Genomic DNA, 24,684 nt, shown 5'->3' on the forward strand with positions numbered 1-24,684 from the left:
CAACGATAACATCGAGCGAAATCCCCATGGTGCGCGGGGCCATCCCGGATCGCCGCGCGCCGCCGGCACCGCGGCGCGTGGCGCGTGGCGCGTGGCGCGTGGCGTGCGACAGCGTTACGGCAGCAGCTTCAGCGCGGACGACGCGACCGACGGTACCGAAATGCCCTGGCTCGTCGCGAACTGCACGGCCTGGCTGAGCGTGGATGCGAGCGACTGCAACTGGCCCGGCGCGCTCTGCGCGATATACGACGCCGCCTGCATGTTCTGCGGATTCAGGCCCGACTGCAGCAGCGACGCGGCGCTGGTCGAACCGAGATTGCCGAGCCCCGACTGCAGCTGCGAATATTGCGTGAGGCCCTGGCCGAGCGACGCGAGGCCGTTGCTGAACGCCTGCTTGTCGATCGGGCCGTGCGTCGCGCCACCGCTTGCGAACGCCTGGCCGAGCGCCTGCGACACCGACTGCTGTGCGCCGCCCATCTGCGACAGCGCGGCCGGCGTCAACGCGTTGCCGCCGCCGAGCAGGCTGGCGGCCTGCTGCGCCTGCCCGGCCGCGCCGGTAAGGCCCATCGCCGACGCGAGCGACGACTGGCCGGCCAGCACCTGCTGGTTCGCGCCGACATACGCCTGCATCAGCTGCGCGACCCCGCCCTGCGTGGGTGCGGCCTGTTGTTGCCCGCCGCCGAGCAGCGCCGAGCCGATCGACTGCAGGTCGAGCTGCGCATGCGCGGCGCCGTTCGCCCCCAGCAGGATGCCGAATGCGATGCCTGCCGATGCCAGGTGCTTGCCCGTCGCGCGAATCTGCTTCATTTGTTTGCCTCGTGCCCGAATGGTTGAGGCCGATATTGTCGAAGCGCGCCGCGCGCCGCCGCAACGACTGAAACACATCGAAACGAAATCGGGCGCCGCGGCGGCTTGCATTTCCGCCGCCGTGCCGGCTCGGCGCGCGCATTCGTCCGCGTTTTTCGCGCGATGTCGGGCATGCGCGCGGATTCGTTCGCGTTGCGCATCAATATCGCTTGTCCCGCGCGTCCGCGGTCAACGCCGGATCACGCCTCACGCAGCCATCCACGCCGGTCGACGCTGCCCGACCCAGTCGGCCGCCTGCTCGTAGCCGCGCGCGAGCTGCAGCACCGCGAGATCCGCGCGCGGCCGGCCGATCAGTTGCATGCCCATCGGCAATCCGGCATCGTTGAAGCCGACCGGCACGCTGATCACCGGGCAGCCGGCCAGCGTCCACGGCACGACCGTCTCCATCCAGCGGTGGTAGGTGTCCATCGCGCGGCCCGCGATTTCCTTCGGCCAGCGCTGGTCGACGTCGAACGGGAACACCTGCGCGGTCGGCGCCGCGATGAAGTCGTAGCGGTCGAAGAAGCTCAGCACGGCCTGGTGCCACGCGGTGCGCTCGATGCTCGCGTCGAACACGGCGGCGCCCTGCATCGCGAGCAGCCCTTCGACCTCGTAGATCGCCTCGGGCTTGAGCAGCGCACGCCGCGCGGGGTCGCGATAGTGTGCGAGCAACCCGCCGCCGGACAGCAGATGCCGATGCGCGAGCCACAGGCGCCAGATCCGCTCGGGCGCGAACGCCGGCAGCGCCGCATCGACGTCGCAGCCGATCTCGCGCAGCGTCGCGAGACCCTTTTCGCACTGCGCGAGCACACCGGGCTCGGTCGCGAGGTAGCCGTTCCAGTCGCCGACCCACGCGATGCGCTCGCCGCGCAGGTCCTTGTCGAGCGGCCCCGCGAAGACGGCCGGATCCTCCGCGAGCGACAGCGGATCGTTCGGGTCGTAGCCGGCCTGGATCGCGAGCAAGCGCGCGACGTCGCCGACGGTGCGCCCCATCGGCCCTTCGATGCCGAGCTGCTGCATGAACACGTCGACGCCCGGCCAGCGCGGCACGCGGCCCTGCGACGGGCGGAACCCGTAGATGTTGCAGAACGCGGCCGGATTGCGCAGCGAGCCGCCGAAATCGCTGCCATCCGCGACCGGCAGCATGCGCGACGCGAGCGCGGCGGCCGTGCCGCCGCTGCTGCCGCCCGCACTTTTCGTCAGATCGTATGGATTGCGCGTCGCGCCGTGAACTTCGTTGAACGTATGCGAACCGAGGCCGAACTCCGGCGTATTGGTCTTGCCGATGAAGATCGCGCCCGCCGCCCGCATTCGGCCGACACCGACCGAATCGGCCTGCGGCACGTTATCGCGGAAGATCGGCGAGCCGTAGGTCGTGCGCAGCCCTTTGGTCATCGCGAGATCCTTCGGCGCCTGCGGCATCCCGTGCAGCCAGCCGTGATACTCACCGCGCGCAAGCGCGGCATCCTTTTCCGCTGCCTCGGCGAGCAGCGTCGCGCGATCGCGCAGCGACACCAGCGCGTTCACGGCGCCGTTCACGCGCTCGATGTGATCGAGATATGCGCGCATCGTCTCGACGCAGGAAACCTCCTTGCCGCGGATCGCCGACGCGAGTTCGCCGGCCGACAGGGCCACGATCGGATCGACGGTGATGGATGCGGGGGCGAGAAGCTGCGGGGCGCCGTGCGGCATGCGAAGTCTCCTGGAATCGGAATGGAATGGCGGGCCGCGTGGTGGCGGCGGTCCATCCCGAATGGCCAGGAAGGCGCCGGGGAAAGGCCGCGCCGCGGTCGATGCTCTACTCTACGCGAGCCCGGATGGCCGACCTCCGATATTTTCCGCCGCGATTCATCGAGGATTCGACTAAATCCGTGCGGTACGCCGCACGGCAGCCGACGTCGGGCTGCCGCCCCCGGCCGATCGGTGTAAACGTTTATGCGCATAAACTTAAATTTCTTATATTTCTAATAGGCGCAACACGCGGCGACGGACGTTGACGAGATTTTTACGCAGCCGCCCGATATCTTTAGGGCACGCGAGCCGGCGGCGCACTACGCTGGGAACATCTCGACTACGGAGCATTTTCCATGCTCAAGCTGCTGGTTCCGGTCGGTCATTCGCCTCGCTCCCTGCAGGCGGTCCGCCACGCTACCTTCCTTTATCGCGAGCGCTGCGCGTCGGAAATCGTGCTGATCAACGTCCAGCCGCCGCTCGAAGCGACGCGGCTCGAGGCGTTTCACCCGCTGTCGCGACTGCGCTCGATCGAGGACAAGTTCGCATGCGCCGATCTGGCAGCGGCCGAGCGAGTGCTGCGGGAAGCCGGTGTCCAGTACAGCATCGTGAAGAAGGTCGGCCCGGTTGCCGACACGATCGCGGCCGTTGCGGCCGAAACGGGTTGCGACGAAATCGTCGTCGTCGCGCCGCGGCACGACCTGTTTCATCAGTTGCTGTCGATTTTCCGCGACAGCGTGCTGGGCCGGCTCGTGCGAATTTCCAATGTGCCGGTGACGGCGGTCAGATAGATCGCTCAGCGCGTCACGCTTACTTGATGATCTTGCGCCAGAACACGAGATAGGCCGCGGCGGACGACGCAACCAGCAAAATGGCCCACATCGGCGCCAGGCTGATCAGGACCGAAGATACGTTCAGCATTTGGATTCCTCACTAATTCGACAGCGATGCCCGGCATTTAACTGTTGCGTTCGAAACCATTGCGCCCATCGCTCGCCGCGCATTGCGTTCCGTTGAAACATGCATTCATGCTATCGCCTTGACTGCGGGGCCGACCGTCTCGCCCCGCGCGTAACCTGATATTCGTCAAACTCGCGTCGATCGCATGCGCCGACAGCGGGCCGCCCAATGCCGCTTTTGCGCGTGCGCGCTGTAAAAAAGGGAAGCGATCACCTGCTCGTCGTCATTTCCGCAGACGTTTACCGGGGGAAGCCCCAAGTGCCTTGCGCAGCCGGTCCGCGTTACGCTCGAGCGACGAGGAGACGATCCATGAGACGAGTCGTACACATCGCTTTTTTTGCGCTGCTGGCCTATCTGATCGGCGACCGCGCGTTGCTGCATGCGCAAGGCCGCGATGCGAGCCCGGCAGCCTGCTCGCAGGGCGCCCAGCAAGTGAAATATGACGCGCTCGGCAAGGGCTTCGGCAGCGCGGCCGCCGACAGCCAGAGCGAAGCCTTCATGTCGGCATGCCTCGTGAGCGGGCGCGGCAATCAGGACGTGGCGACCGCAGCACGTTGATGCCGGACACGCGCCGCCGATGAGCGGTAGCGGTTCCCCGTCGCGCATGCCGCGGCGAAAGGCGCTGGCGCGAATCGAGCGGCACGCCCGTCGTATTCCGCGGCCGGATCCGGCCACGCGCCGCTTCCCAGCCCTTTCTTCCCGCGCCTCGGCCACGCCGGCTTTCCGTTGTTCCGTGTCGCGCCCGGCGGGCGCTCGACACGCGTCAAAGCCCGGCCCCGCCGGCCGCGCCGGCCGGGCACGCTACTTGCGGATCGATCGTCCCCTCCCCCACGGGTCGCGATCATGAACGACAACGAGTCCCCCGATTCGGCGCAGCACCGTCCGCGTGCCGCAAACTGGCTCCGCCGTCTCGGGCCCGGCCTCGTCACCGGCGCCGCCGACGACGATCCGTCCGGCATCGGCACGTACTCGCAGGCGGGCGCGCAATTCGGCTTCGAGCTGCTGTGGGCGCTGCTGCTGACCTATCCGCTGATGACCGCCATCCAGCTCGTCAGCGCGCGCATCGGCCGCGTGACGGGCAAGGGCCTCGCGTCGAACATGCGCACGCACTATCCACGCTGGCTGCTCTACGCCACGGTCGTGCTGCTGATCGTCGCGAACGTGATCAACATCGCGGCCGACCTGTCGGCGATGGGTGCGGCGCTCAACCTGCTGCTGCACGGCCCGCAAGAACTCTATGTCGTATGCCTGGGCGCCGTGTCGGCCGTGCTGCAGATCTTCGTGCCGTACGATCGCTATGCGCGCCTGCTCAAATGGACCGCGCTGATCCTGCTCGCATACGTCGCGGTGGCGCTCATCGTGCCCGTCCCGTGGCGGGAGGTCGGCCGTGCGATCGTGCGGCCGCACTTCCAGTGGTCCGCCGCATACCTGACCACGGTCATCGCCGTGCTCGGCACCACAATCAGCCCTTATCTGTTCTTCTGGCAGGCGTCGCAGGAAGTCGAGGAACTGCGTGCGGTGCCGAGCCAGCGCTCGTTGCGGCATGCGCCGCACCAGGCACCCGCGCAGTTGCGCCGGATCAACTTCGATACCTGGGTCGGGATGGGCGTATCGAACGTCATCGGGTTCTTCATCACGCTGACCGCGGCGGCCACGCTCCATCTGCACCACATCGACGTGAAGACGTCGGCGGATGCCGCGCGGGCCCTGGAGCCGATCGGCGGGCACTTCGCGTACGTGCTGTTCGCGCTCGGGATCATCGGCACCGGCCTGCTGGCGCTGCCGGTGCTCGCGGGATCGGCCGCCTATGCGGCCGCGGGCACCTTCCGCTGGCGCAACAGTCTCGCGCTGAAGCTCGGCGTCGCGCCGGAATTCTATGCGGTCATCGCGCTGGCGATCATCGGCGGCGTCGTGGTCACGTTCCTGCATTTCGACCCGATCCGCGCGCTGTACTGGAGCGCGGTCATCAACGGCGTGACCGCCGTGCCGATCATGGTCGTGATGATGCTGATGGCCGGCAGCCGGCGCATCATGGGCAAGTTCGCGATCACCGGCACGCTGGCATGGGGCGGATGGCTCGCGACGTTCGCGATGGCAATCGCGGCCATGGGCGTGTTCGTGCCGGGCTAAGGTGCGTGTGGCAGGCGAGCCGCGCCGGCGCCGCGGTGCCGCGCGGCCGGCGTACGCACCGGGTGTATGTCGCACAGGTCGGAAGGAGAACGAATCATGGCAAAAAAGGTATCGAAATCCTCACGGCTGCCTTCCAGCGACCAACGTGCGCAAATCCTCGCGCGCCTGCGCAGCCGCAAGATGGCGCGCTCGATACACACCTATACGCGTGGCAGCGCGGACCGCTTCTACGCGTGGCTGGCGGACCATCGCCGCGGAACGCTGCCCGACGGGCCCGCAATATGGATCGGCGGCGACTGCCATCTCGGCAATCTGGGGCCGGTCGCGGCGAAGACGGGCGAAGTCGCCGTGCAGATTCGCGACCTCGACCAGAGCGTGATCGGCAATCCCGTTCACGACGTGCTGCGGCTCGGCTTCTCGCTCGCGACCGCGGCTCGCAGCTCCGATCTGCCCGGTGTCGTCACGTGGCGGATGATCGAGGCACTGATCGACGGCTACGAATGCGCGTTCGACGGCCGGCGCCGCGACACGACCGAACGCATGCAGCGCCCGACCGCCGTGCAAATCGCGATGAACGCGGCACTGCATCGATCGTGGCGCAAACTCGAGCGGCAGACGATCCGTAACATCACGCCGCACATTCCGCTCGGAAAGCGTTTCTGGCCGCTGTCGGAACAGGAACGAAACGCCATCCACGCGCTGTTCGAATCCGCGCCGCTTTCCCCGGTCAGCGCGGCACTCAGCCGCAAGACAGAGAGCGACGCCAGCATGAAGGTGCTCGATGCAGCCTACTGGGTAAAGGGCTGCAGCTCGCTCGGGCGGCGCCGCTTCGCGGTGATGCTGGACATCGACGACGCGTGCGCCGACGGACATTCGCCGTATCTGATCGACATCAAGGAAGCCACGACCGCCAAGGCGCCCAGGCATCCCGGCGTGCGCATGCCGCGCGATCCGGCGCAACGCGTGCTCGAAGGCGCCCGTCACGTGTCGCCGATGCTGGGGAGCCGGATGTGCGCGGCGCGGCTCGACGGGCGCTCCGTCGTCATGCGCGAATTGATGCCGCAGGATCTGAAACTGGAAGCTGAACGGCTGTCGGAAGCCGATGCGATCGAGGTCGCGCGGTATCTTGCCCGCGTGATCGGCCGCGCGCATGCCGCGCAGATGGACGACGCGACACAACGTGCATGGCGCACCGAGCTGCATCGTCAACGCCCGAAAACCGTCGACGCACCTTCATGGCTGTGGCGCAGCATCATCGAACTGATGGCCGTGCATGAACAGGCGTATCTCGAACATTGCCGCCGCCATGTGCTCGCCGGGACGGCCCGTTGAGCACTCCCCCCGTGCGCGGCCGTCTCGACGGGCCGACCGGCCGCGCTCCGAGCGCCGCTCGCGATCAGCGTTGCGCCGGACGGATCACCAGCTCGTTGAATCCGGTGTCCGCGTCGGGTTCACGGGAAAAACGATGTGCGGGCAACAGCGCGAGCAGGATCTCGGCGGTCGTGCGCACCACGCAGCCGCTCGCAACGTGTCCGCCCGACACGCGTCCGTGTGCATCGGATACCGACATGTGCAGATGCGCGCCGTCCGGCGAGACGGAACCGGCCAGCGTCAGGATCTCGAGGTCGCCGCGCAGTTCGGTCGGCGCATCGACACCGGCAAAGCGCAGCTGCGCGACGCTCAGGCTGCCGATTCCCTGGATCACGAATGCCGCGTCCGCGCCGAGCCGGCGCAATGCCTGTTCGATCGATGCACGCAGATCGTCGCCGGGGGAAAGACGCAAAGGATGGGCTTGCATGGTCGATAACCTGCTGGTGGGCCGGAGTATCGACAGAGAGTACGTTCGATCGGGCCATCGGGCAAGCCGCCCGCGGGATGGAACGCCGCGCGCGGCCCGGGCATCGCACGGTGAACCGCTCGCTCGCGAGCGGCGAACGCGATCGCCGTAAAACGAAAAAGCCCGGACGGTGTCCGGGCTTATCCATGTCGGCGATGACGGCCAGCCGCGCTCACGCCTCCAGCGCTTCCAGCACTTTCCCCTTCGTCTCGATCCCGACCAGATGAACCGTCACGGCGGCGATCAGCGGCACGATGCCGATCAGGTAGAACGCCGGCGCGAGGTTGCCGCCGATGATCGCGTGCGGCACGATCATCGGCGCCGCGAACGACGCGATCTTCAGCCACGCGCTGCCGAGGCCGCAGCCCGACGCACGGATGCTCGTCGGATACTGCTCCGGCGTATACACGTACGCGGTGATGAAGCCCGACGCCATCAGCCCCAGTGACAGCGAGCAGAAGGTCGCCACGACATACACCGATGCCGCGTGATAGAAGCCCGCGAACGCCAGCGACAGCGCACAAAGCACGAACGACCACACGATCACCGGCTTGCGGCCGAGCTTGTCGACCAGCAGCGCGGACGCGAGCGAACCGAGCACGCCCATCACCGAGCCGATCACCGCGAGATTCAGCGCGAGCTGCAGCGGCGCGTGATAGAAGTTCTTGTAGATCGTCGGCAACCACGTCGACAGCCCGTACTGGATGAACCCGCAGGTCGCCCACAGCGTCGCCACCGCGAGCGTGCGCTTGCGATACGCTGCGCTGAACAGGTCGCTCATCCGGCGCTTCGGGTGCTGACGGACCATCTCGTCGTACGCGGCCACCTGCGTGACCGGCGGCAGCTCGCCGCGCACCGACGATTCGAACACGCCGACCGCGCGCCCGGCTTCCGCGAGGTGCCCTCGCGATGCGAGCCAGCGCGGCGATTCCGGCACCAGATGCGTGAGCACCAGCGCAAGAATCAACGGCAGCCCGCCGACGAAGTACATGATCTCCCAGCCGAACCGCGGCACGAGCCATGCGCCCAGCGCCATCGACACCAGCAAGCCGATCGGGAACACGATTTCATACAACAGCACGAAGCGGCCGCGGCCGTGCGCCCGCGTGATTTCGTTGATGTACGTGGCCGCGACCGGCAGTTCGCCGCCGAGACCGAGCCCCTGCAGGATCCGCAGCAGCACGAACACCTCGAACGTCGGCGCGAATCCGCACGCGATGCTCGTGATGCCGATCACGGCGGAACTCCACGCGATCGCCTTCACACGGCCATGCTTCTCCGCGAGGGCGGGAAACAGGAACGCACCGATCAGCTGGCCGATCGCGCCGGACGCGATCAGCATGCCGATCTGCGTCGGCGACAGCCCCCACTTGTGAATCAGCAACGGCAGCGTCGCCGCGATCGTGATCACGTCGAAGCCGTCGAAGAACGTGGCCGTGCCGATCAGCACGCGCGCGCGGATCTGCATCGCGTTGGCCGGAAGCCGCTCGAGCCGCGCGATGATCGCGCCGGGCGTGGAGGCGGCAGCTTCCGTCGTGGCCCTGCCGGCCACGACGTTGTCGAAAGTGCTCATGCGGGGTGTCTCCTGGATCGTTCGCCGGTCAGGCAAGCGCTTTGGTCGTGTCCACCAGGGCTTCCGTATCCACTGCCCGGCCCTGGTTCATCCACTTGCGCGCGAGCTTGAGCTCGCGTGCGTTGTTGATGGCGACGACACCTCTCACATGTCCATCGCCTACGAAAAACAGCGTCGCGCGGCGCGCGGCGAGATCGCCGCGCACGACGAGCTGCGCATCGGCCGGCAGATCGCCGAGGATCTGCAGGTTCACGTCGTACTGATCGGACCAGAACCACGGAATCTCAGCGTACGGCGCGCGCACGCCGAGCACGGCTTTCGCGGCCGCGATCGCCTGGTTCTGCGCGTTCGCCCACGATTCGAGCCGCACGCGCCGCTTCAGCCAGCCGTTGTGATGGTTCGCGACGTCGCCGCACGCGAAGATCGCCGGGTCGCTGGTCGCGCCGAACTCGTCGACCACGATGCCGTCGTCGATCGCCAGGCCCGCGTCGCTCGCCAGCGTCGCATTCAGCGCGAGGCCGATGCCGGCCACCGCGAAATCCGCGTCGATCGTCGTACCGTCGGCGAGCGTCGCGCGCACCTTCGACGCATCGTCCGGCTGTGCGTCGAGCGACGCGAGCGCCGCGCCGACGCGCACGTCGACCCCGTTCGCGCGATGCAGCTCGAGCAGGAAGTCCGACACGATCTGAGGCACCGAGCGCCCGCACAGACGCGGCGCGCCTTCGACGACGACCGCTTCGACGCCGAGCTTGCGAGCGGTCGCGGCGACCTCGAGGCCGATCCAGCCGCCGCCGATCACCAGCACGCGCCGGCTCGCACGGAGCTTCTCGCCGAGCGCGGCCGCTTCGTCGAGCGTGCGCAGGTAATGCAGATTCGGGGTCCTGACGATTGAGTCAGGCAAGCGGCGCGAGGTGCCCCCGGTTGCGATCACGAGGCGGTCGTATTCGATCTCGCGGCCGCTTTCGGTCTTCACCACGCGGCGCGCGCGGTCGATCGACGACGCGCGCTCCGGCTGCCATGCCTCGACGTTCAGCGCGTCGAATTCGTCGGGACGCACGACGCGCACCGTTTCGATGTCGGCGTCGCCGGCCAGCACGGCTTTCGACAGCGGCGGACGCTCGTACGGCAGGTGCGGCTCGTCGGCAATCATCACGAGGCGGCCCGCGAACCCTTCCGCGCGCAGCGTCTTCAGCACCCAGCCGGCGGCCTGCCCGCCGCCGATCACGACGACGGTGCCCGGCGCCGCCGGCGCCTGCGTATTCCCTTCGGTCATGATTTGCGCTCCGTCATGAACTTGCCTTCCGGCGCCTTCGCGTTCTTCTGCCGGCGCGTGTTGCCGTCGAGGCCGCCGTCGACGGCCCATTCGGCGAACACGGTCGGGCCCGGTTCGAATTCGCGCGGCTGCCACTCGGGCGTCAGCACGTCCTCGTCCGCGTAGTACTCGATCAATGCACCGGCCGGATTCTGGAAGTACCAGAAGTACGCGGACGACACCGGATGACGGCCCGGGCCGAGTTGCGTTTCCCAGCCGCAGCGGTCGATGTGCATGCCGCCGCCGAACACTTCATGGATGTCGCGCACGGTGAACGCGACGTGGTTCAGGCCGCGCTTGCCGTTCGGCAATGCGAGCAGGAACAGGTCGTGATGGCCGCCGTGCGGCGCGCAGCGCATGAACGCGCCGCGGCCCGGATAGCGATCGGACGTCTCGAAGCCGAGCAACTCGTGATAGAACGCTTCCTGCGCGTCGAGGCAGTTCGTGAAGAACACCACGTGCCCCACCTCGACCGGCTCGGCGCGCGCATAGATCGGGCTCGGCTGGTCGACGCGCGCCGTGTGGCCCCACACGTTCGACGGCGAGCCGGTGATGTCGAGCACACGCTTGCGCGTCACCTCGATGCGGATCGCCATCCCGTTCGGGTCGATGCAGCCGACCGCATCGTCCTGCGCGTAATAGCCGGGCTGGCCGGCCAGTTTCGTGCGCAGCGCATCGACTTCCTGCTGCGTCGCGACGCCCCACGTGACTTCGCGCAGCGTCGGGCCCGCCTCGAACGCGGGCGGCAACGACGGATCGTCGGCCTTGACGACCAGCACGGTGCAGCCGTTCAGCGTTTCGAAGCAAGCGCGCGTGTCGTCGTGCGCGACTTCCTTCAGCCCCCAGTCGGCGAAAAAGCGCCGGCACGTCGCGAGGTCGTCGACACCGTACGTGATCTGCTCGATACCCAAGATGCTCATTGCGTCATTCCCCTTCGCTCAGTTCGCCCACGGCAGCGGCGCGTCGTTCAAGCCCCAGTAGAGGCTCTTCTGCTGCATGTATTCGCGGATGCCGAGACGCCCCTTCTCGCGGCCCATCCCGCTTTCCTTCCAGCCCGAGAACGGCGTGGAGATCGAAAACAGCTTGTACGTGTTGATCCAGACGGTGCCCGTCTCGAGCGCGCGCGCGATGCGCCATGCGCCTTTGTAGTCGCGCGTCCAGATGCCGGCGGCAAGGCCGAACACGCTGTCGTTCGCCTGCGCGATCAGCGCTGCTTCGTCGTCGAACGGCATCGCGACGAGCACCGGCCCGAAGATCTCTTCCTGGCAAATGCGCGCGCTGTTCGGCAAGCCTTCGAGAATCGTCGGCTGATAGAAGAAGCCATCGTCGCGGCCGTCGCCCGACGGCCGCTCGCCGCCGCACAGCAGGCGGCCGCCTTCCTCCAGCCCGAGCGCGACGTAGCGCTCCACCGATTCGCGATGCTTCGCGGTGATCAGCGGACCCATCTGCGTGTCGGGCCGCGTCGGATCGCCCACGCGCAGCTTGCGCGCGCCGGCCACCAGACGCTGCATGAATTCGTCGTACACCGAGCGCTGCACGAACAGGCGCGAACCCGCAATGCAAGCCTCGCCCGACGAACTGAAGATGCCGTACAGCACGCCGTTGACCGCATGGTCGAGATCGGCGTCGTCGAACACGATCGTCGGCGACTTGCCGCCGAGCTCCAGCGACACGGGCATCAGCTTTTCCGCCGCGATGCGCGCGATGCCGCGACCCACTTCCGTGCCGCCGGTAAACGACACCTTCTTCACGAGCGGATGGCGCACGAGCACGTCGCCGATCACCGAGCCCTTGCCCGGCAGCACGCTCAGCACGCCCTTCGGCACGCCGGCCTCCTCGCAGATGCGCGCGAGCGCGAGCGACACGAGCGGCGTGACTTCGGCCGGCTTGAGCACGACCGCGTTGCCGCCGGCGAGCGCCGGCGCGAGCTTCTGCGCATCGGAGGCGATCGGCGAATTCCACGGCGTGATCGCCGCGATCACGCCGATCGGCTCGTGCACGCTCATCGTCAGGTAGTCGCCGCGCGAAGGCGTCAGTTCTTCGTCGAGCGTTTCCAGGCACGCCGCGAAATAGCGGAACGTGTTGGCGGCGCTCGCCACCAGCACGCGCGTCTCGCCGATCGGCTTGCCGTTGTCGCGGCGCTGCAGGTTCGCGAGCGCTTCGTGACGCTGCATGATCAGGTCGGCGATCCGGTACAGCACGAGCGCACGCTGGTGCGGCTTCAGGCCGGCCCAGTCGGCGCGGCGCCATGCGGCGTCGGCGGCCACGACGGCTTCCACGGCGTCTTCGGCGTTCGCCGTCGATACTTCCATGTTCAGCGACTGGTCGGCCGGATAGATGCTCGCGTACGGCGCGCCACGGCCGCGCCGCCACTCGCCGCCGATCAGGATGTCGCCGTTGGGTACGAGGCTCGTATCGAATGGAGTCATGTCACAAGTCCCACAAATCTGTCTCTGCGCAGCCGCCCGCGCCGTGGCGCCGGCGGCCGTTCAATGGCCCGAATGGCCGCGTCGCCCGCTCAGATCACGCAGCGCGCCGCGCGGTTGCGCAGCGCGCGGATCGCGCTGTATGCGGTCAACGCGGAGGTCTTCGGGTTGTCGGGCAACGGCTTGCCGCTCATTTCGAGCGACATCTCGCCGAACGCGCCGCGCGCGGTGATGCGATGCACGTTGCGCGTGACGGCCGGATCGGCGATCAGCCGCACGCGCGTCGCGTCGAGGCCGAGGCCCGCGAGCGCGACCGTCGCCGCGACGTTCGCGTTCTTCGGATACAACCGTGCAGCGTCGCGCGCGGTGCCTTCGAAGATCACCTTCTCCTCCGTCATCGAACGCAGGTCGCACAGTTCCTCGGCGGGCGTCCCGAGCCAGCCGAGCGGCGGCTTGCGGCCGACGTACAGCACCTCGTCGAGGCCGCCCTGCTTCGCCGATGCCAGCGCGTCGATGCCGCCGATCGCGCCGGACAGCAGCGTCAGCGTCGCATCGCCTTCGTCGGCCGCCTGCGACAGCGTGTCGAGCAGCGCGAGGTCGGAAAGCGCGCCGATCGATGCGACCGCGCAATCGGTGCCGGCCTTCAACAGCGGCACGACGTGATCGACGAGCGCGCTGTGACCCGCGCATTCGAGCGCGAACTCGGGGCGGCGGGCCAGCGCGTCGACCGACGACACGACCTCCACCGCACCGCCGAGCTCGCGCTGCACCGCGTCGCGCTGGTGCTCGGGCACGATCACGTGCGCGACGCGCAACGATGCATCGTGCTCGACCGCGCGATACACGGCCGCGCCGATCGCGCCGAAGCCGATCATCGCGATGTCGACGGGCGCATGCCCGTGAGCGTGGCCGTTACGCATACTGCCGCTCCGACGGCGTTTCTTCCTTCTTCACCGGCGGGCCCGCGAATGCCGATGCGAACGAGCCGACCGACAGCATGTCGACCTCGACCATCACCGGCCCTTCCTTCGCCATCCCTTCGCGCACGATCGCCTCGGCCTGGTCGAGCGACGAGATCCGGTAGTGCGTGAGACCGAAACTCGCGCAGAACTGCGCGAAATCCGGCTGGTGCAGCTGCACGAAGCAGCGGCGGCCGCCGTAGTGCGCGTCCTGGATGTTGCGGATCACGCCGTAGCACTGGTCGTTCATCAGCACGATCATCACGTTCGCGTTTTCCTGCACGGCCGTCACGAGCTCGCCGACGTTGACCATCAGGCCGCCGTCGCCGACCAGGCAGACCGTCTTCGCCGCAGTGCCGGCCAGCGCCGCGCCGATGCCCATCTGGATGCCCTGGCCGATGCCGCCGCCGAGCGCATGCACGCCCGCGCGCGGCTCGAAGATCTTCAGCAGCCGGTTGCCCCACGTGCTGTTCGAGATCGTCACGTCGCGCACCCAGTTGTAGTCGCGGCCCACCGCGCCCTGCAGCGTGTCGACCAGCTTCTTGTAAGGCCCGAGTCCTTCGGCCACGCTGGCGACGGCCTGCTCGCGCGCCGCCGCAAGGTCGGCCGCGAACTGCGGATCGACAGACAGGCGGCCTTCGAGGCGATCGGCCAGCTCGGCGAGCACGCGCTTCGAATCGCCGTGCACGAACAGCGCGTTGCGATAGCCGCGGTTGTCGGCGAGCGCATCGGCATCGATCCGGAACAGCGGCTGCGGCAGCGCGAGCTTGTACTTCAGCGTCTCGTTGCCGCGCAGGCGCGAGCCGACCACGACGAGCGCGTCGCAAGTCTTGTAGAACGCTTCGACGCAGGCATGCACGTTGAACGCGCCGAGCGTCGCCGGATGATCTTCCGGCAGCACGCCGCGGCCCTGCACGCTCGTCACGACGCCGAAGCCGAGCTTCACCAGGCGCTCGACTTCCGCGCGCGCGTGGCGCGCACCGCCGCCGATCCACAACAGCGGACGGCGCTTGGCCGCCAGCGCGTCGGCGAGCTTCGCGACGCGCGCTTCGTCGTGCTCGCGCACCGCGACGTGCGCCGGCGCGAGATCTTCCGGCCATTCGATTTCGGCGGCCTGGATGTCGATCGGAATCTCGACCGACACGGGGCCGGTCGGGGCCGTCCGCGCGACGCGCACCGCTTCGCGGATTGTCGGCAGCACCGTCTCGACCGTGCGCACGCGGAACGCGGCCTTCGAGATCGCGTCGAGCATCGTGAGCTGGTCGGGCGCTTCGTGGATGTAGGCCAGATCCTGATCGAGATACGGCGTCTCGATCTGCCCCGTGATGTGCAGCAGCGCGGTGCCGGCCGTCAGCGCCTCGACCATCGCGCCCGCCGCGTTGCCCGCCGCCGTGCCCGTGCTCGTGAACGCGACGCCGAGGCCGCCCGATACGCGGGCGAGGCCGTCGGCCATGTTCACCGCGCCTGCTTCGCCGCGCGCGCCGACATACCGGATGTTGCCGCGCGAGTTGATCGCGTCGAGGATCGGCATGTTGTGGATCGAGATGACACCGAATGCGGTCTTGACGTCGCACTGCTCGAGAAAGGCGGCAATCAGCTCGCCAACCGTGGTTTTTTTAGACATGGCGTGCAAAGCCTCCAGAAACGTCGATATGGCTGCCCGTCGTGTAGGACGACAGATGCGTTGCGAGATAAAAGAGTGCCCAGGCTGCCTCGTCAGGCTTGCCGAAGCGGTTCAGCGGAATGTTCTTCTTGCGGGCGAGCGCGCCCGTCCAGTCTTCCCAGCTTTCGCCGGCCTGCGCCTGCGCTTCGTAGCGGCGGCGCCACTGACCCGACTCGACGATGCCGATCAGGATCGAGTTCACGCGGATGCGCTGCGGCGCGAGTTCGGTCGCGAGCGACTTCACGAGGCTCAGCACGCCCGCGCGCGCCGACGACGTCGCGACCATGTGCGGCTCCGGCTGCAGCGCCAGCAGCGAGTTCACGCAGGTGATCGTCGGCGCGTGCGCGTCGCGCAGCAGCGGCAGGAACGCGCGCGTCGGGCGGATGATGCTGAAATACTTCAGTTCGAGCTCTTCGCGCCATGCGTCGTCGGTCGTGTCGGCGAAGGTCGACACGCGGCCCTGGCCCGCGTTGTTGACCAGCATGTCGGCGCGGCCGAAGCGGTCGGACACGGCCTGCGCGAACGCGGCCACATCGGCTTCGTCGAGCACATTGCAGCGCACGGCGAGCAGTTGCGCACCCGGGTATTGCTCGCCGAGCAACGCTTGCGCGCGTGCGAGGCGCTCACCGTCGCGGCCGCAAATCGCGACCGACGCGCCGGCTTGCAGGAATTTTTCGGCAGTCGCGAGGCCGATGCCGGACGAACCGCCCGTCACCACCGCCACCTGCCCGGTCAGATCGATGTTGATCATGTCGTCGCCCCCTGCCGGGCCGCCCCGGGAGGAATGGTCGCCCCGTTGTGGGGCAGCGTGCGAAGCATGCGTGCGGATCTCATTTCAATCCCAAAGCCTTCATAAACGTGTGCTCGTCGTCCGAGCGGTAATTGAGCCGCCGCGACAGTTCCGCCGCCGCGCGCTGCACCTTGTCGATCAGGCCGTCGGCGATCAGCGCCGCGTCGATCTCCGGCCGAGGCACCGTCACCGTGATGCACGCGACGATCTTCTGCGTGTCGTTGCGCACCGGCGCCGTGACCACCGAAATGCCGCGTTCGAACGACGAATTGCTGACGCCGTAGCCGCGCAATGCGTCCTCGCGGATTACTTCGTACAACGCATCGACTGTCTCCGGCGTCGCGCTCGTCATCCGGTTCAGCGTGCTTTCCGGATACAGATCGCGCAATTCCTTCAGCGACAGGTCGCCCATCAGCACGTGGCCGTGCGTCGTCGCATGCGCGGGCAGCCGCGTGCCGACGTTCACGCGAATCGAGCTGAACACCGGCGACTGGCTCTGCGCCTTCGCGACGAACACCACGTCGCGGCCGTCGCGGATCACGATGTGCGTCGTGAAACCGGTCGCGTCGCGCAGGCTTTCGATCACCGGCAGGCCGAGATCGGTCAGCTCGAGCGAGCTCAGGTATTCGAAGCCGAGTCGCAGCACGGCGATGCCTAGCTTGTAGTTGCGGTCCTTGTCCGCGCGCTCGAGAAAGCCCAGCGACTCGAGCGTCTGCAGCAGACGAAACACCGTCGTGCGCGGAATGCCGAGCCGCTTCGACAACTCCGGCGCGCCCAGTACCGGCTCGCGCGGCGAGAACTCCGCGAGGATGCGCAGGCCGCGTTCGAGGCCCGGCACCACGTAGTTCGCGTCGGACTTCGCGACTTCCGCGTCCTGCCGCTGTTGCAACGGTTCGCTCATTCCAGCCCCCGTTGACGATCGCATTGACGGCAGAACGTGTCGATCAGTGACGAATAAACCGCCGGTGCTTCCACGTAACCCGCGTGACCGGCCTGCGGAATCACTTGCAGCCCGACGTGCGCTGCCGCGGCGATCCGCTCGCACGCCGCAGGCGGCGTGATCGCGTCGTTCGCGCCGACCGCCACCGCGGTCCGACCGCGAAAGCCGGCGAGATCGGACGCGAGATCGGCATTCGCGAGCAGGTGCGTGGCCTGCGCATAGCCGGCCGGCACGATGCGCGCCATGTTCCAGCGCACCCACGCACGCGCATCCTCGCTCGCGAAACCCGACAGCATGTTGGCGCTGCGCTGCTCGGCGAGCCCGGCCGGGCCGAGTTCCTCGAGCATCGCGAGGCGCGCATCGCGGCGTGCGTCGCGCGTTTCGGCGGGCGCGCTGCCGTAACCGCCCGCGGGCGAGATCAGCAGCAGGCCGGCGATCCGCGCGGGCATCGCGCGGGCCAACCCGCCCGCGACGATCGCACCGAGCGAATGCCCGACCAGCACGCAGCGTTCGATGCCGAGTGCCTCGAGCCACGCGTTCAGCGACGCCGCGTAATCGGCGGCCGTCGGCGACGCGCCGTGCACGGGGGTCGACACACCGTAGCCGGGCGCGTCCCACGCCAGCACGCGTCGCGACGCACCGAGCGTGTCGAGCTGGCGCACCCACGATGCGGCGCCCGAGCCGATCCCGTGCAGCAGCACGACGGGCAACGCGCGGCCCGCATGCTGCGCGCCGGCCTCGCGATAGCCGATCGTGCCCGCCGCGCCGGCCGCGCAGCGCTGTTCGGGAAACTGCCCGAGCAGCGCGGCGAACGCCGCCGTGCGGTCGCGTTCACGTTTGTCGATGACACTCATTGCTTGCTCCGCCCCGTCTCAGCGCTTGATCTTCGCGAGCGGCGAATCCGGCGGATACGTCGGCGTGATGGGCTTCGGCGAACCGAGCATCACGCACATCAGCGCGTCTTCCTCGCCGATGTTGATTTCCGTGCGGTACACGCCCGGCGGCACCGAGATCAGGTCGCGCTCGCCGAGAATCGCCTCCCAGGTCTCGCCGTCGCGCTCGCAGATCACCTTCATCTTGCCGCGCAACACGAAGAAGATTTCCTCGACGTCGATGTGGATGTGGCTCGGGCCGATGTTGCCGGCCGGGATGACCATCGTCGAAAACGTGAAGTTGCCGGCCGGCACCGTGTTGACGTCCTTCGCGACGCCCGTGCCGCCCGTGCCGACGTAGCGCATCTGCGCACGGCGATACTTCGGGTCGTAGTCGGCCTGGAACTTCAGTGCGTCCCAGTCGTAGCGCCGCGTCGCGTAGCGCGCGACACGCCCTTCCATCCAGTCGCCGAAGCTTGCGCCTTCCGGCTGGTCCCACGACTTGCGTTCGAGATCTGCGTCCGCCATCGTCCTCTCCTTCATTCAGAGTGAAAACTTCGATTCAATTCATTACGAAGCCGCCGTTGACCGGCAGCAATTGACCCGTCACGAAGCGCGCGCCGTCCGACAGCAGGAACAGCACGGGGCCCGTCACGTCGTCGGGCACCTGCGCGCGCGTCAGCGCGCGGCCCTGCATGTAGAACGCGTGCCGTTCGGCCGGCACGTAGGCCGTCGCCTCGACTTCGGTGAGCCCCGGCGCGATCGCGTTGACCGTCACGCCGTGCGCGCCGAACTCGCGCGCCTGCGCATGCGTCATCGCGATCACGGCGCCCTTGCTGGCGACGTACGCGAGCAGTTTCGGCGCGCCCCAGAGCGCGGTGTCCGATGCGAGGTTCACGATCGCGCCGCGGCCCGATTGCGCGAGATGCGGCAGCGCCGCGTTGCTGACGAGCCACACGCCGCGCACGTTTACGTTCATCACGGCATCCCAGGTCGGCACGTCGAGTTCCGTCGACAACTTGCCGCCCGAGTTCGTGATCGCCGCGTTGTTGATCAGCGCATCGATGCCGCCGAGCGCCGCCGCGCCCTGCGCGACGAATGCGTCGATGCTCGCCGGATCGGCGAGGTCGAGCGCGAAGAAGTGCGCGCTGTGGCCGGCTTGCGCGAGCTGTGCGGCCAGCGCACGGCCCTCGTCGACGAGCACGTCGCCGAACGCGACCTGCGCGCCCGCGGCGACCAGCGCTTTCACGAACGCCGCGCCGAGACCGCGCGCGCCGCCCGTGACGAGCACACGGCGCCCCGGCAGCGAAACGACCGGCGCGAACTCAGCCATTCGCCGGCTCCGCCGCGGCTTGCGCCGCACGGTGCGCGTCGAGCGCGGACAGATGTTCCTGCGCGCGCTGGCGCAGCATCCGGCGCACGCGCGTGATGCCGACGTCGTGCTGGTACAGGTATTCGTGATCGCGCGCGTGCGGCGCGAGGCTTTCGAGGACGTAGCGGTCCTGCTCGAGCACGTCCCAGTGCAGGCCTTCGAGGCGGTTGCGGTACATGAAGCGCCATACGTCGCGCTGCCAGCCGCTGACCTTGCGGGTGCGCCAGAAGTAGACCTGGCAGTTGTCGCCGTCGACCGGCGTCGCGAAGCCGATGATCCCGAAGTTGCCGCCCGGGCCGAACTTCTGCTTGTACGGAATCGCGAGACGCATCCACAGGCAGCCCGTTTCGCCGAGCTCGACCCAGTCGAAGTTCACGTCGCGCTGGCCGATCTTCTCGAACATCAGGCCCGTTTCCGTCTTGCGCACGCGCATCTCGGCCTGCTTGTCGCCTTCGGCCATCGAGTGCGACGTCGCGTGCAGGTACGCGCCGTGCATCGGGTCCATCACGTTGTCGATCGCGTACTGGTAATTGCACTTCCAGTTCGATACGCACAGGAAGTGGGCGTATTCGTCGGCGACCAGTTCTTCCGGCAGGTTCAGCGGCGCCGGTTCGCCATGCGCTTCATCGCCGAACCACAGGAAGATCGCGCCGGCCTTCTCTTCGACCGGATACGACTTCACGCACTTCATGCCTTCGAGCGGACAGTTCGAAACGGCCGGCACGCGCGCGACGGTGCCGCCACCGTCGACCTCGATGCCGTGATACCAGCAGGCGATGTTGCCGCCGAGGTTCCAGCCGAGCGACAGGCGCGCGCCGCGGTGCGGGCAGCGATCCTCCAGCGCGTGGACCTTGCCCTCGTGATCGCGCCACAGCACGATCTGCTCGGACAGGCGCGTGAGGCCGACCGGCGCGTTGGACACCTGCCAGCTCGGGGCAACGGGATACCAGTAGTTCTTGATGCCGCGGTCGAGGTACTCGCGGACCGGGTCGTGTTGGGCTTCGTGTTGTGCGGGGGACGTCATCAGTGTGCTCCGGATGCGGTTGTCGTCGGGTTGGCGGTCACGCGGCGCGCGCGTTCATTCCGCCAGCGAGGCCATTTCGGCGCGAAAGCGCTCGGCCGTCCACGCGGTGCCGTCCGGCGCGCGAAAGCCGATGCGGTTCAGGCCCGCGACGACATCGTCCAGCTCGGTCGCGCCGCTCTCGAACACGCGTTCGAGCGCATCGCCGAGGTCGTTTTCATATTGGGTCGGCTCGGCCTTGCGGTTCTGCCAGATCCGGTTCTCGACCTGGCCCGGGATCTCGATCTGCCCCTTGCCGGCGACGTTGTTCGGCTGCGGCGCCACCCACGGCTTCAGGAAGGGATTGAAGTTGACGGTCGCTTCTTTCATGTCATTCCACCTTGATCTGGATTTCCTCGCCGGCCAGCCGCACCGCGTACTGCTTCAGCGCGCGCCCGCCCGGGCCCTTCAGGCATTCGCCCGTCTTGATGTCGAACACGGCCTCGTGCAGCGGGCATTCGACGGTGCCCTCGTCGACGAACCCTTGCGTCAGCAGCGCGTATGCATGCGGACACACGTTCTCGAGCGCATACACCTCGTCGCCGACGCGGTAGATCCCGATTTCGACGCCGTCGGTCCGCTTGAACTCGATCGGCGTGTCTTCCGACAGCGCGCCGGCGTGCCCGGCGCAAACCCATTGTTCAGACATCTCACACCCTTCCTTCTGATCGACTCTCGGTTCGCTCCGGATTTGTTCCATATCCGGAACAGCAGTTTATGGATGGTGATTATAGAAGCGACTTTCCACGAGTAAAACAAAAAGCTGCATGTCCTAGGGAAAACACCGACCGCCCGGTCGACGGCCGGCACCGTCATCCGCGTCCAATATGATTTCTCGTTTTACGGCAGGGATTTAAGTCCACTTTTCAGGATTGCCGGCCCGCTGTTGCGGATCGTCTGCAACCGCATCCGGCCCGATAAATTTATTTTTGATACTTCCCGCGACACCTCTATACTCCATTCCATCAGAGGCACACTGTTCCTTATATGGAACACAAAAGATGCCCGCCCGGTGGTGAAGAAGCGCGCGACGGCCGGCCGTCCTCGTGCCCGCCGCCACGGCACGTTTCTCATCAGGTTTGGAGAGTCAGGAGATCAAATGGTCAAGCACGCGGTAGCAGCAGCAATCATCGGAATGGGCGCGATGTCGGGCGCCTGGGCGCAGAGCAGCGTGACGCTGTACGGCAGCATGGATGCCGGCGTCGCGTATGTGAACAACGTCGGCGGTCACGCGAAATGGGCGATGATCCAGGGCAACACGCAGCCCGACCGTTGGGGCCTCAAAGGCAAGGAGGACCTCGGCGGCGGCCTGTCGGCGATCTTCCAGCTCGAAAACGGCTTCTATACGAACAACGGGCAGTTCGCGACCGCGAACACGATCTGGAACCGCGCGGCGTTCGTCGGCCTCAGCTCCGAGCGCTACGGCACCCTGACGCTCGGCCGGCAGACGCCGCTGACGTTCGACTATCTCGATCCGCTCAGCACCGCGTATCTCGCGATGAGCTGGTATGCATTCCATCCGGGCAATATCGACGGGCTCGCCGCGACCGGCAACGTGCCGTACAACAACGCGGTCAAGTACCGTTCGCCGAGCTTCGCCGGCTTCTCGGCCGCGGCCACGATGGCGCTCGGCAACACGACGAACTTCTCGACCGGCAAGTCCGTCGGTGTCGCGCTGAACTACGCGAACGGGCCGTTCAAGGCGTCGGCCGTGTACTCGAACGAGCACGACCGCGCGATCCTGATCGGCCAGACGGGCATCACGTCGTTCCAGGGGCAGAACACCGCGAACGGCTACCTCGCGAACAAGGTCGAGAACATCGGCGCGGGCGCGTCCTACCAGTTCGGCGACTTCCTCGTGCACGGTCTCTATACGCGCGTGAAGATGCAGTCGAACGGGTTTTCCGACACGTTCCAGAGCTACGACGCGGGTGTGAACTACCGCAGCAGCGCGTTCAACACGATCGCGGGCGGCGCGGCGACCACGACCCTGGCCGGCCGCCGCTGGACGCAGGTCGAGCTCGGCGACATCTATGCGCTGTCCAAGCGCACGCAGCTGTACGCGAACGTGCTGTACGAGCATGGTTCGGGCGGCGCGAAGGCCGCGTTCTTCACGGCCGGCGTGTCGAGCACCGCGAACCAGGTGGTCGTGCTGGCCGGCATCCACCATTCGTTCTGAGCGGCGACGGGCGCACGCGCCCGGGGCCCGAGACGACAAGAGCAGCCCGCGGGCTGCTCTTTTTCATTGGCGATGGATGAATGAATAAAGCCGCACGATGCGGCCTGCGCGACGGATCAGAACATCGCGACCCGATGACGCGCGTGCGCGAACGTCGGATCGCTTTCGAGCGGCCGGTAGTTCAGGCGCTGCGACAGATCGACCGCCGCACCGCACACTGCTTCGACGAGCCGCTCCTTCTCTCCGGCCTCGCCGATCTCGGAGCGCGGCACCGTCGCGGTGACCGCCGCGACGATCGCGCCGGAATGATCGCGCACGGGCGCGGTCACGGCCGAGATGCCGCTCTCGAACGCGGCCTCGCTGACCGCGTAGCCGAGCCGCGCGTAGTGACGCACGCGCTCGTACAGCTCGTCGACGGTGCCCGGCGTGCGTTCGGTGAACTGCTCGAGCCGTTTTTCCGGATAGAGCTGACGCAACGCGTCGCGCGTGAGGTCGCCCATCAGCACGTGCCCGTGCACGGTCGCGTGCGCGGGCAGCCGCGTGCCGACGTGCACCTTCACCGAACCGAACATCGACGTGTTGCTCTGCGCCTTCGCGACGAACACGACGTCGCGCTGGTCGCGGATCAGCAGGTGCGTCGACAGGCCCGTCGCGTCGCGCAGCCGTTCGAGCACGGGCGTACCGAGATCGGTCAGTTCGAGCGAATTCAGGTATTCGAAGCCGAGCCGCAGCACGCCGACGCCGAGCCGGAAATAGCGGTCGCCGTTCACGCGCTCGAGAAAGCCGAGCGCCTCGAGCGTCTGCAGCAGGCGGAAGGTGGTCGTGCGCGGGATGCCGATGCGCTTCGACAGCTCGGGCGCGCCGAGCACCGGCTCGCGCGCGGAGAATTCGGCGAGGATCCGCAGCCCGCGTTCGAGGCCCGGAACCAGATACGACGACCCGCCGGCGGACGATTCGTCGTCGGCCGCGCCGTGCTTCAGCGCGTCGTGGTCGGTGTCGTCCGCTGTCGCGCGCGGCGCGCTTGCCGGCTTCGCCGGTGGTTTCGATGCGCCGCTCATCGTTGGATTGACCCTCTGCACATGGACGGAATGGAAGCGTTCACAAAAGACCCGCAATGCTCGATTATGGATTTTCGACCGGACCGGATCAACACGATCCGGCTCGGGCGGCCGACGGCCCGGTGCGCTCGACCGGCCCGCGCGGCGTTGATATAGCTTGATGCGATCGAAAGGATAGCAGCGATAGACAGGACTGCCCACCGGAACGTCGCGGGGTGGGACACCCGGGGTCGAGCGGCGCGGCGGCCTGTGTGACGGAAAGACGCCCGTCACCGCCCGCACAGGATACCGACCTGCAATGTCGCCGCGCGCGCCGCATGCGGCTGCAGCGGTTCGAGCTGCCGCGCATCCGTTTCTTCATACGGAATGCCGTTGACACGCAGGACGGACTTGACGACGTCGACCGGCACCGCGATCACGTAGCGCGCGGCATCTGCGCGCGTCACGGGAGCCGGACGATTCGTGCCGTCAGGGCGCGTTGGCCGCCGCGCCCGGATTCGGCATCAACCTCAACCGCACCCGCAACGGCTGCAGCATGTCCGGCGGCGGTGCCTCGGTGAGCGGACTCGCGGTCAGCAACTGACGCAGCGTCGCATCCGCATCGGCCGAGCCGAGCGACGCGAATTCGACACGTGTCACCGCACCGTTCGCCCCGATCCACGCGCGCACGACGATCGCCGGCGGCGGCGCATCGGCACGCGCGTTCAACACGCGCTCCTCCAGATACCGATGCAGCCGGTCGGCCGCGTCGCCGTCCGCTTCGAGCCATGCCTGGAACTGCCGCCCGACGAGCTGCGCATAGTTGATCCACGGCTGCGGCACGTCGGCGGTCTGTGCGGCAACCGGCACGCACACGGCGAGCACGCATGCGCAAATGCATGTGCGCAACCACCCGGATACCGCCCCTTCCCGCCATCGCCCCATCGCACCTCCCGTTTCCCGTGTGTTCCCGCGTGCCGGATCAAACCATGTGCGC

The 24,684-nt window shown here is 67.6% G+C and carries 25 protein-coding genes; 5 read left to right on the top strand and 20 right to left on the bottom strand.

Annotated features, from left to right (window positions below):
- Positions 1–114 precede the first annotated feature (114 nt).
- Both WS51_RS06705 and WS51_RS06710 read right to left on the bottom strand, forming a co-directional pair.
- Complete coding sequence (locus tag WS51_RS06705) at positions 115–807, bottom strand: hypothetical protein (protein ID WP_059451087.1); 693 nt, start codon at positions 805–807, stop codon at positions 115–117.
- A gap of 246 nt (positions 808–1,053) precedes the next feature.
- A complete protein-coding gene (locus WS51_RS06710; protein ID WP_060022377.1) occupies positions 1,054–2,538 on the bottom strand; it encodes an amidase in 1,485 nt (494 codons plus the stop codon).
- A gap of 395 nt (positions 2,539–2,933) precedes the next feature.
- On the opposite strand from WS51_RS06710, the gene WS51_RS06715 reads away from it, so the two are divergent.
- From WS51_RS06715 to WS51_RS06730, 4 genes are all read left to right on the top strand, one after another.
- Positions 2,934–3,368 carry a universal stress protein gene (locus WS51_RS06715; protein ID WP_059451085.1) on the top strand — a complete coding sequence of 145 codons (435 nt, stop codon included), beginning with the start codon at positions 2,934–2,936 and terminating at the stop codon, positions 3,366–3,368.
- 478 nt (positions 3,369–3,846) lie between these two features.
- Entirely contained in the window at positions 3,847–4,095 is a 249-nt protein-coding gene (locus WS51_RS06720) for a hypothetical protein (protein WP_059451084.1), read from the top strand.
- 285 nt (positions 4,096–4,380) lie between these two features.
- The gene (locus WS51_RS06725; protein WP_069228834.1) at positions 4,381–5,667 is read left to right on the top strand and encodes an Nramp family divalent metal transporter; all 1,287 of its coding nucleotides are present in this window, start codon (positions 4,381–4,383) and stop codon (positions 5,665–5,667) included.
- A 96-nt stretch (positions 5,668–5,763) separates the two neighbouring features.
- Positions 5,764–6,999 carry a DUF2252 family protein gene (locus tag WS51_RS06730; RefSeq protein ID WP_069228835.1) on the top strand — a complete coding sequence of 412 codons (1,236 nt, stop codon included), beginning with the start codon at positions 5,764–5,766 and terminating at the stop codon, positions 6,997–6,999.
- 64 nt (positions 7,000–7,063) lie between these two features.
- Here the strand turns inward: WS51_RS06730 and WS51_RS06735 are convergent, their stop codons facing one another.
- The 15 genes from WS51_RS06735 to WS51_RS06805 form a co-directional block, all read right to left on the bottom strand.
- Positions 7,064–7,465, bottom strand: coding sequence for a PPC domain-containing DNA-binding protein (locus tag WS51_RS06735; RefSeq protein ID WP_059545666.1), 402 nt, complete (start codon positions 7,463–7,465; stop codon positions 7,064–7,066).
- A gap of 211 nt (positions 7,466–7,676) precedes the next feature.
- On the bottom strand, positions 7,677–9,077 hold the full coding sequence (locus WS51_RS06740) for an MFS transporter (protein WP_059451080.1): 1,401 nt from the start codon (positions 9,075–9,077) through the stop codon (positions 7,677–7,679).
- A gap of 28 nt (positions 9,078–9,105) precedes the next feature.
- Positions 9,106–10,350, bottom strand: a complete 1,245-nt coding sequence (locus WS51_RS06745; RefSeq protein ID WP_069228836.1) for an NAD(P)/FAD-dependent oxidoreductase — start codon at positions 10,348–10,350, stop codon at positions 9,106–9,108.
- A complete protein-coding gene (locus tag WS51_RS06750) occupies positions 10,347–11,309 on the bottom strand; it encodes a VOC family protein (RefSeq protein ID WP_069228837.1) in 963 nt (320 codons plus the stop codon). The genes WS51_RS06745 and WS51_RS06750 overlap by 4 nt, the downstream gene beginning before the upstream one ends.
- 18 nt (positions 11,310–11,327) lie before the next feature.
- Positions 11,328–12,818: an aldehyde dehydrogenase gene (locus WS51_RS06755; RefSeq protein ID WP_069228838.1), complete on the bottom strand. Its 1,491-nt coding sequence runs from the start codon at positions 12,816–12,818 to the stop codon at positions 11,328–11,330.
- Positions 12,819–12,907: 89 nt separating this feature from the next.
- Positions 12,908–13,735: an aspartate dehydrogenase gene (locus tag WS51_RS06760; protein ID WP_069228839.1), complete on the bottom strand. Its 828-nt coding sequence runs from the start codon at positions 13,733–13,735 to the stop codon at positions 12,908–12,910.
- Positions 13,728–15,398 (bottom strand): thiamine pyrophosphate-binding protein, encoded by a 1,671-nt coding sequence (locus tag WS51_RS06765; RefSeq protein WP_059451075.1) that lies wholly within the window; start codon positions 15,396–15,398, stop codon positions 13,728–13,730. The genes WS51_RS06760 and WS51_RS06765 overlap by 8 nt, the downstream gene beginning before the upstream one ends.
- A complete protein-coding gene (locus WS51_RS06770; protein WP_059507652.1) occupies positions 15,391–16,188 on the bottom strand; it encodes an SDR family oxidoreductase in 798 nt (265 codons plus the stop codon). The genes WS51_RS06765 and WS51_RS06770 overlap by 8 nt, the downstream gene beginning before the upstream one ends.
- Before the next feature lie 79 nt (positions 16,189–16,267).
- Positions 16,268–17,128, bottom strand: coding sequence for an IclR family transcriptional regulator (locus WS51_RS06775; protein ID WP_059507653.1), 861 nt, complete (start codon positions 17,126–17,128; stop codon positions 16,268–16,270).
- Complete coding sequence (locus tag WS51_RS06780; protein WP_059451072.1) at positions 17,125–18,021, bottom strand: alpha/beta fold hydrolase; 897 nt, start codon at positions 18,019–18,021, stop codon at positions 17,125–17,127. Before WS51_RS06780 ends, WS51_RS06775 begins: the two co-directional genes overlap by 4 nt.
- A gap of 18 nt (positions 18,022–18,039) precedes the next feature.
- On the bottom strand, positions 18,040–18,567 hold the full coding sequence (locus tag WS51_RS06785; RefSeq protein ID WP_009692519.1) for a cupin domain-containing protein: 528 nt from the start codon (positions 18,565–18,567) through the stop codon (positions 18,040–18,042).
- Positions 18,568–18,601: 34 nt separating this feature from the next.
- Positions 18,602–19,372, bottom strand: coding sequence for an SDR family oxidoreductase (locus tag WS51_RS06790; RefSeq protein ID WP_059451071.1), 771 nt, complete (start codon positions 19,370–19,372; stop codon positions 18,602–18,604).
- On the bottom strand, positions 19,365–20,435 hold the full coding sequence (locus tag WS51_RS06795) for an aromatic ring-hydroxylating dioxygenase subunit alpha (protein ID WP_059451070.1): 1,071 nt from the start codon (positions 20,433–20,435) through the stop codon (positions 19,365–19,367). Before WS51_RS06795 ends, WS51_RS06790 begins: the two co-directional genes overlap by 8 nt.
- A gap of 54 nt (positions 20,436–20,489) precedes the next feature.
- Positions 20,490–20,801, bottom strand: a complete 312-nt coding sequence (locus WS51_RS06800) for a recombinase-like helix-turn-helix domain-containing protein (RefSeq protein ID WP_039321045.1) — start codon at positions 20,799–20,801, stop codon at positions 20,490–20,492.
- Position 20,802: 1 nt separating this feature from the next.
- A complete protein-coding gene (locus WS51_RS06805) occupies positions 20,803–21,120 on the bottom strand; it encodes a non-heme iron oxygenase ferredoxin subunit (RefSeq protein WP_006758060.1) in 318 nt (105 codons plus the stop codon).
- A gap of 450 nt (positions 21,121–21,570) precedes the next feature.
- Here WS51_RS06805 and WS51_RS06810 point away from each other — a divergent pair, with 450 nt between their 5' ends.
- Entirely contained in the window at positions 21,571–22,650 is a 1,080-nt protein-coding gene (locus WS51_RS06810) for a porin (RefSeq protein WP_059451069.1), read from the top strand.
- Between the two features lie 116 nt (positions 22,651–22,766).
- Here the strand turns inward: WS51_RS06810 and WS51_RS06815 are convergent, their stop codons facing one another.
- From WS51_RS06815 to WS51_RS06820, 3 genes are all read right to left on the bottom strand, one after another.
- Positions 22,767–23,708, bottom strand: coding sequence for an IclR family transcriptional regulator (locus tag WS51_RS06815; RefSeq protein ID WP_069228840.1), 942 nt, complete (start codon positions 23,706–23,708; stop codon positions 22,767–22,769).
- A 269-nt stretch (positions 23,709–23,977) separates the two neighbouring features.
- Entirely contained in the window at positions 23,978–24,154 is a 177-nt protein-coding gene (locus WS51_RS31975) for a hypothetical protein (protein ID WP_155640026.1), read from the bottom strand.
- A 22-nt stretch (positions 24,155–24,176) separates the two neighbouring features.
- Positions 24,177–24,632 carry a hypothetical protein gene (locus tag WS51_RS06820; RefSeq protein ID WP_069228841.1) on the bottom strand — a complete coding sequence of 152 codons (456 nt, stop codon included), beginning with the start codon at positions 24,630–24,632 and terminating at the stop codon, positions 24,177–24,179.
- Positions 24,633–24,684 lie beyond the last annotated feature (52 nt).

It is taken from the genome of Burkholderia territorii (assembly GCF_001718335.1).
Lineage (GTDB): Bacteria > Pseudomonadota > Gammaproteobacteria > Burkholderiales > Burkholderiaceae > Burkholderia > Burkholderia territorii.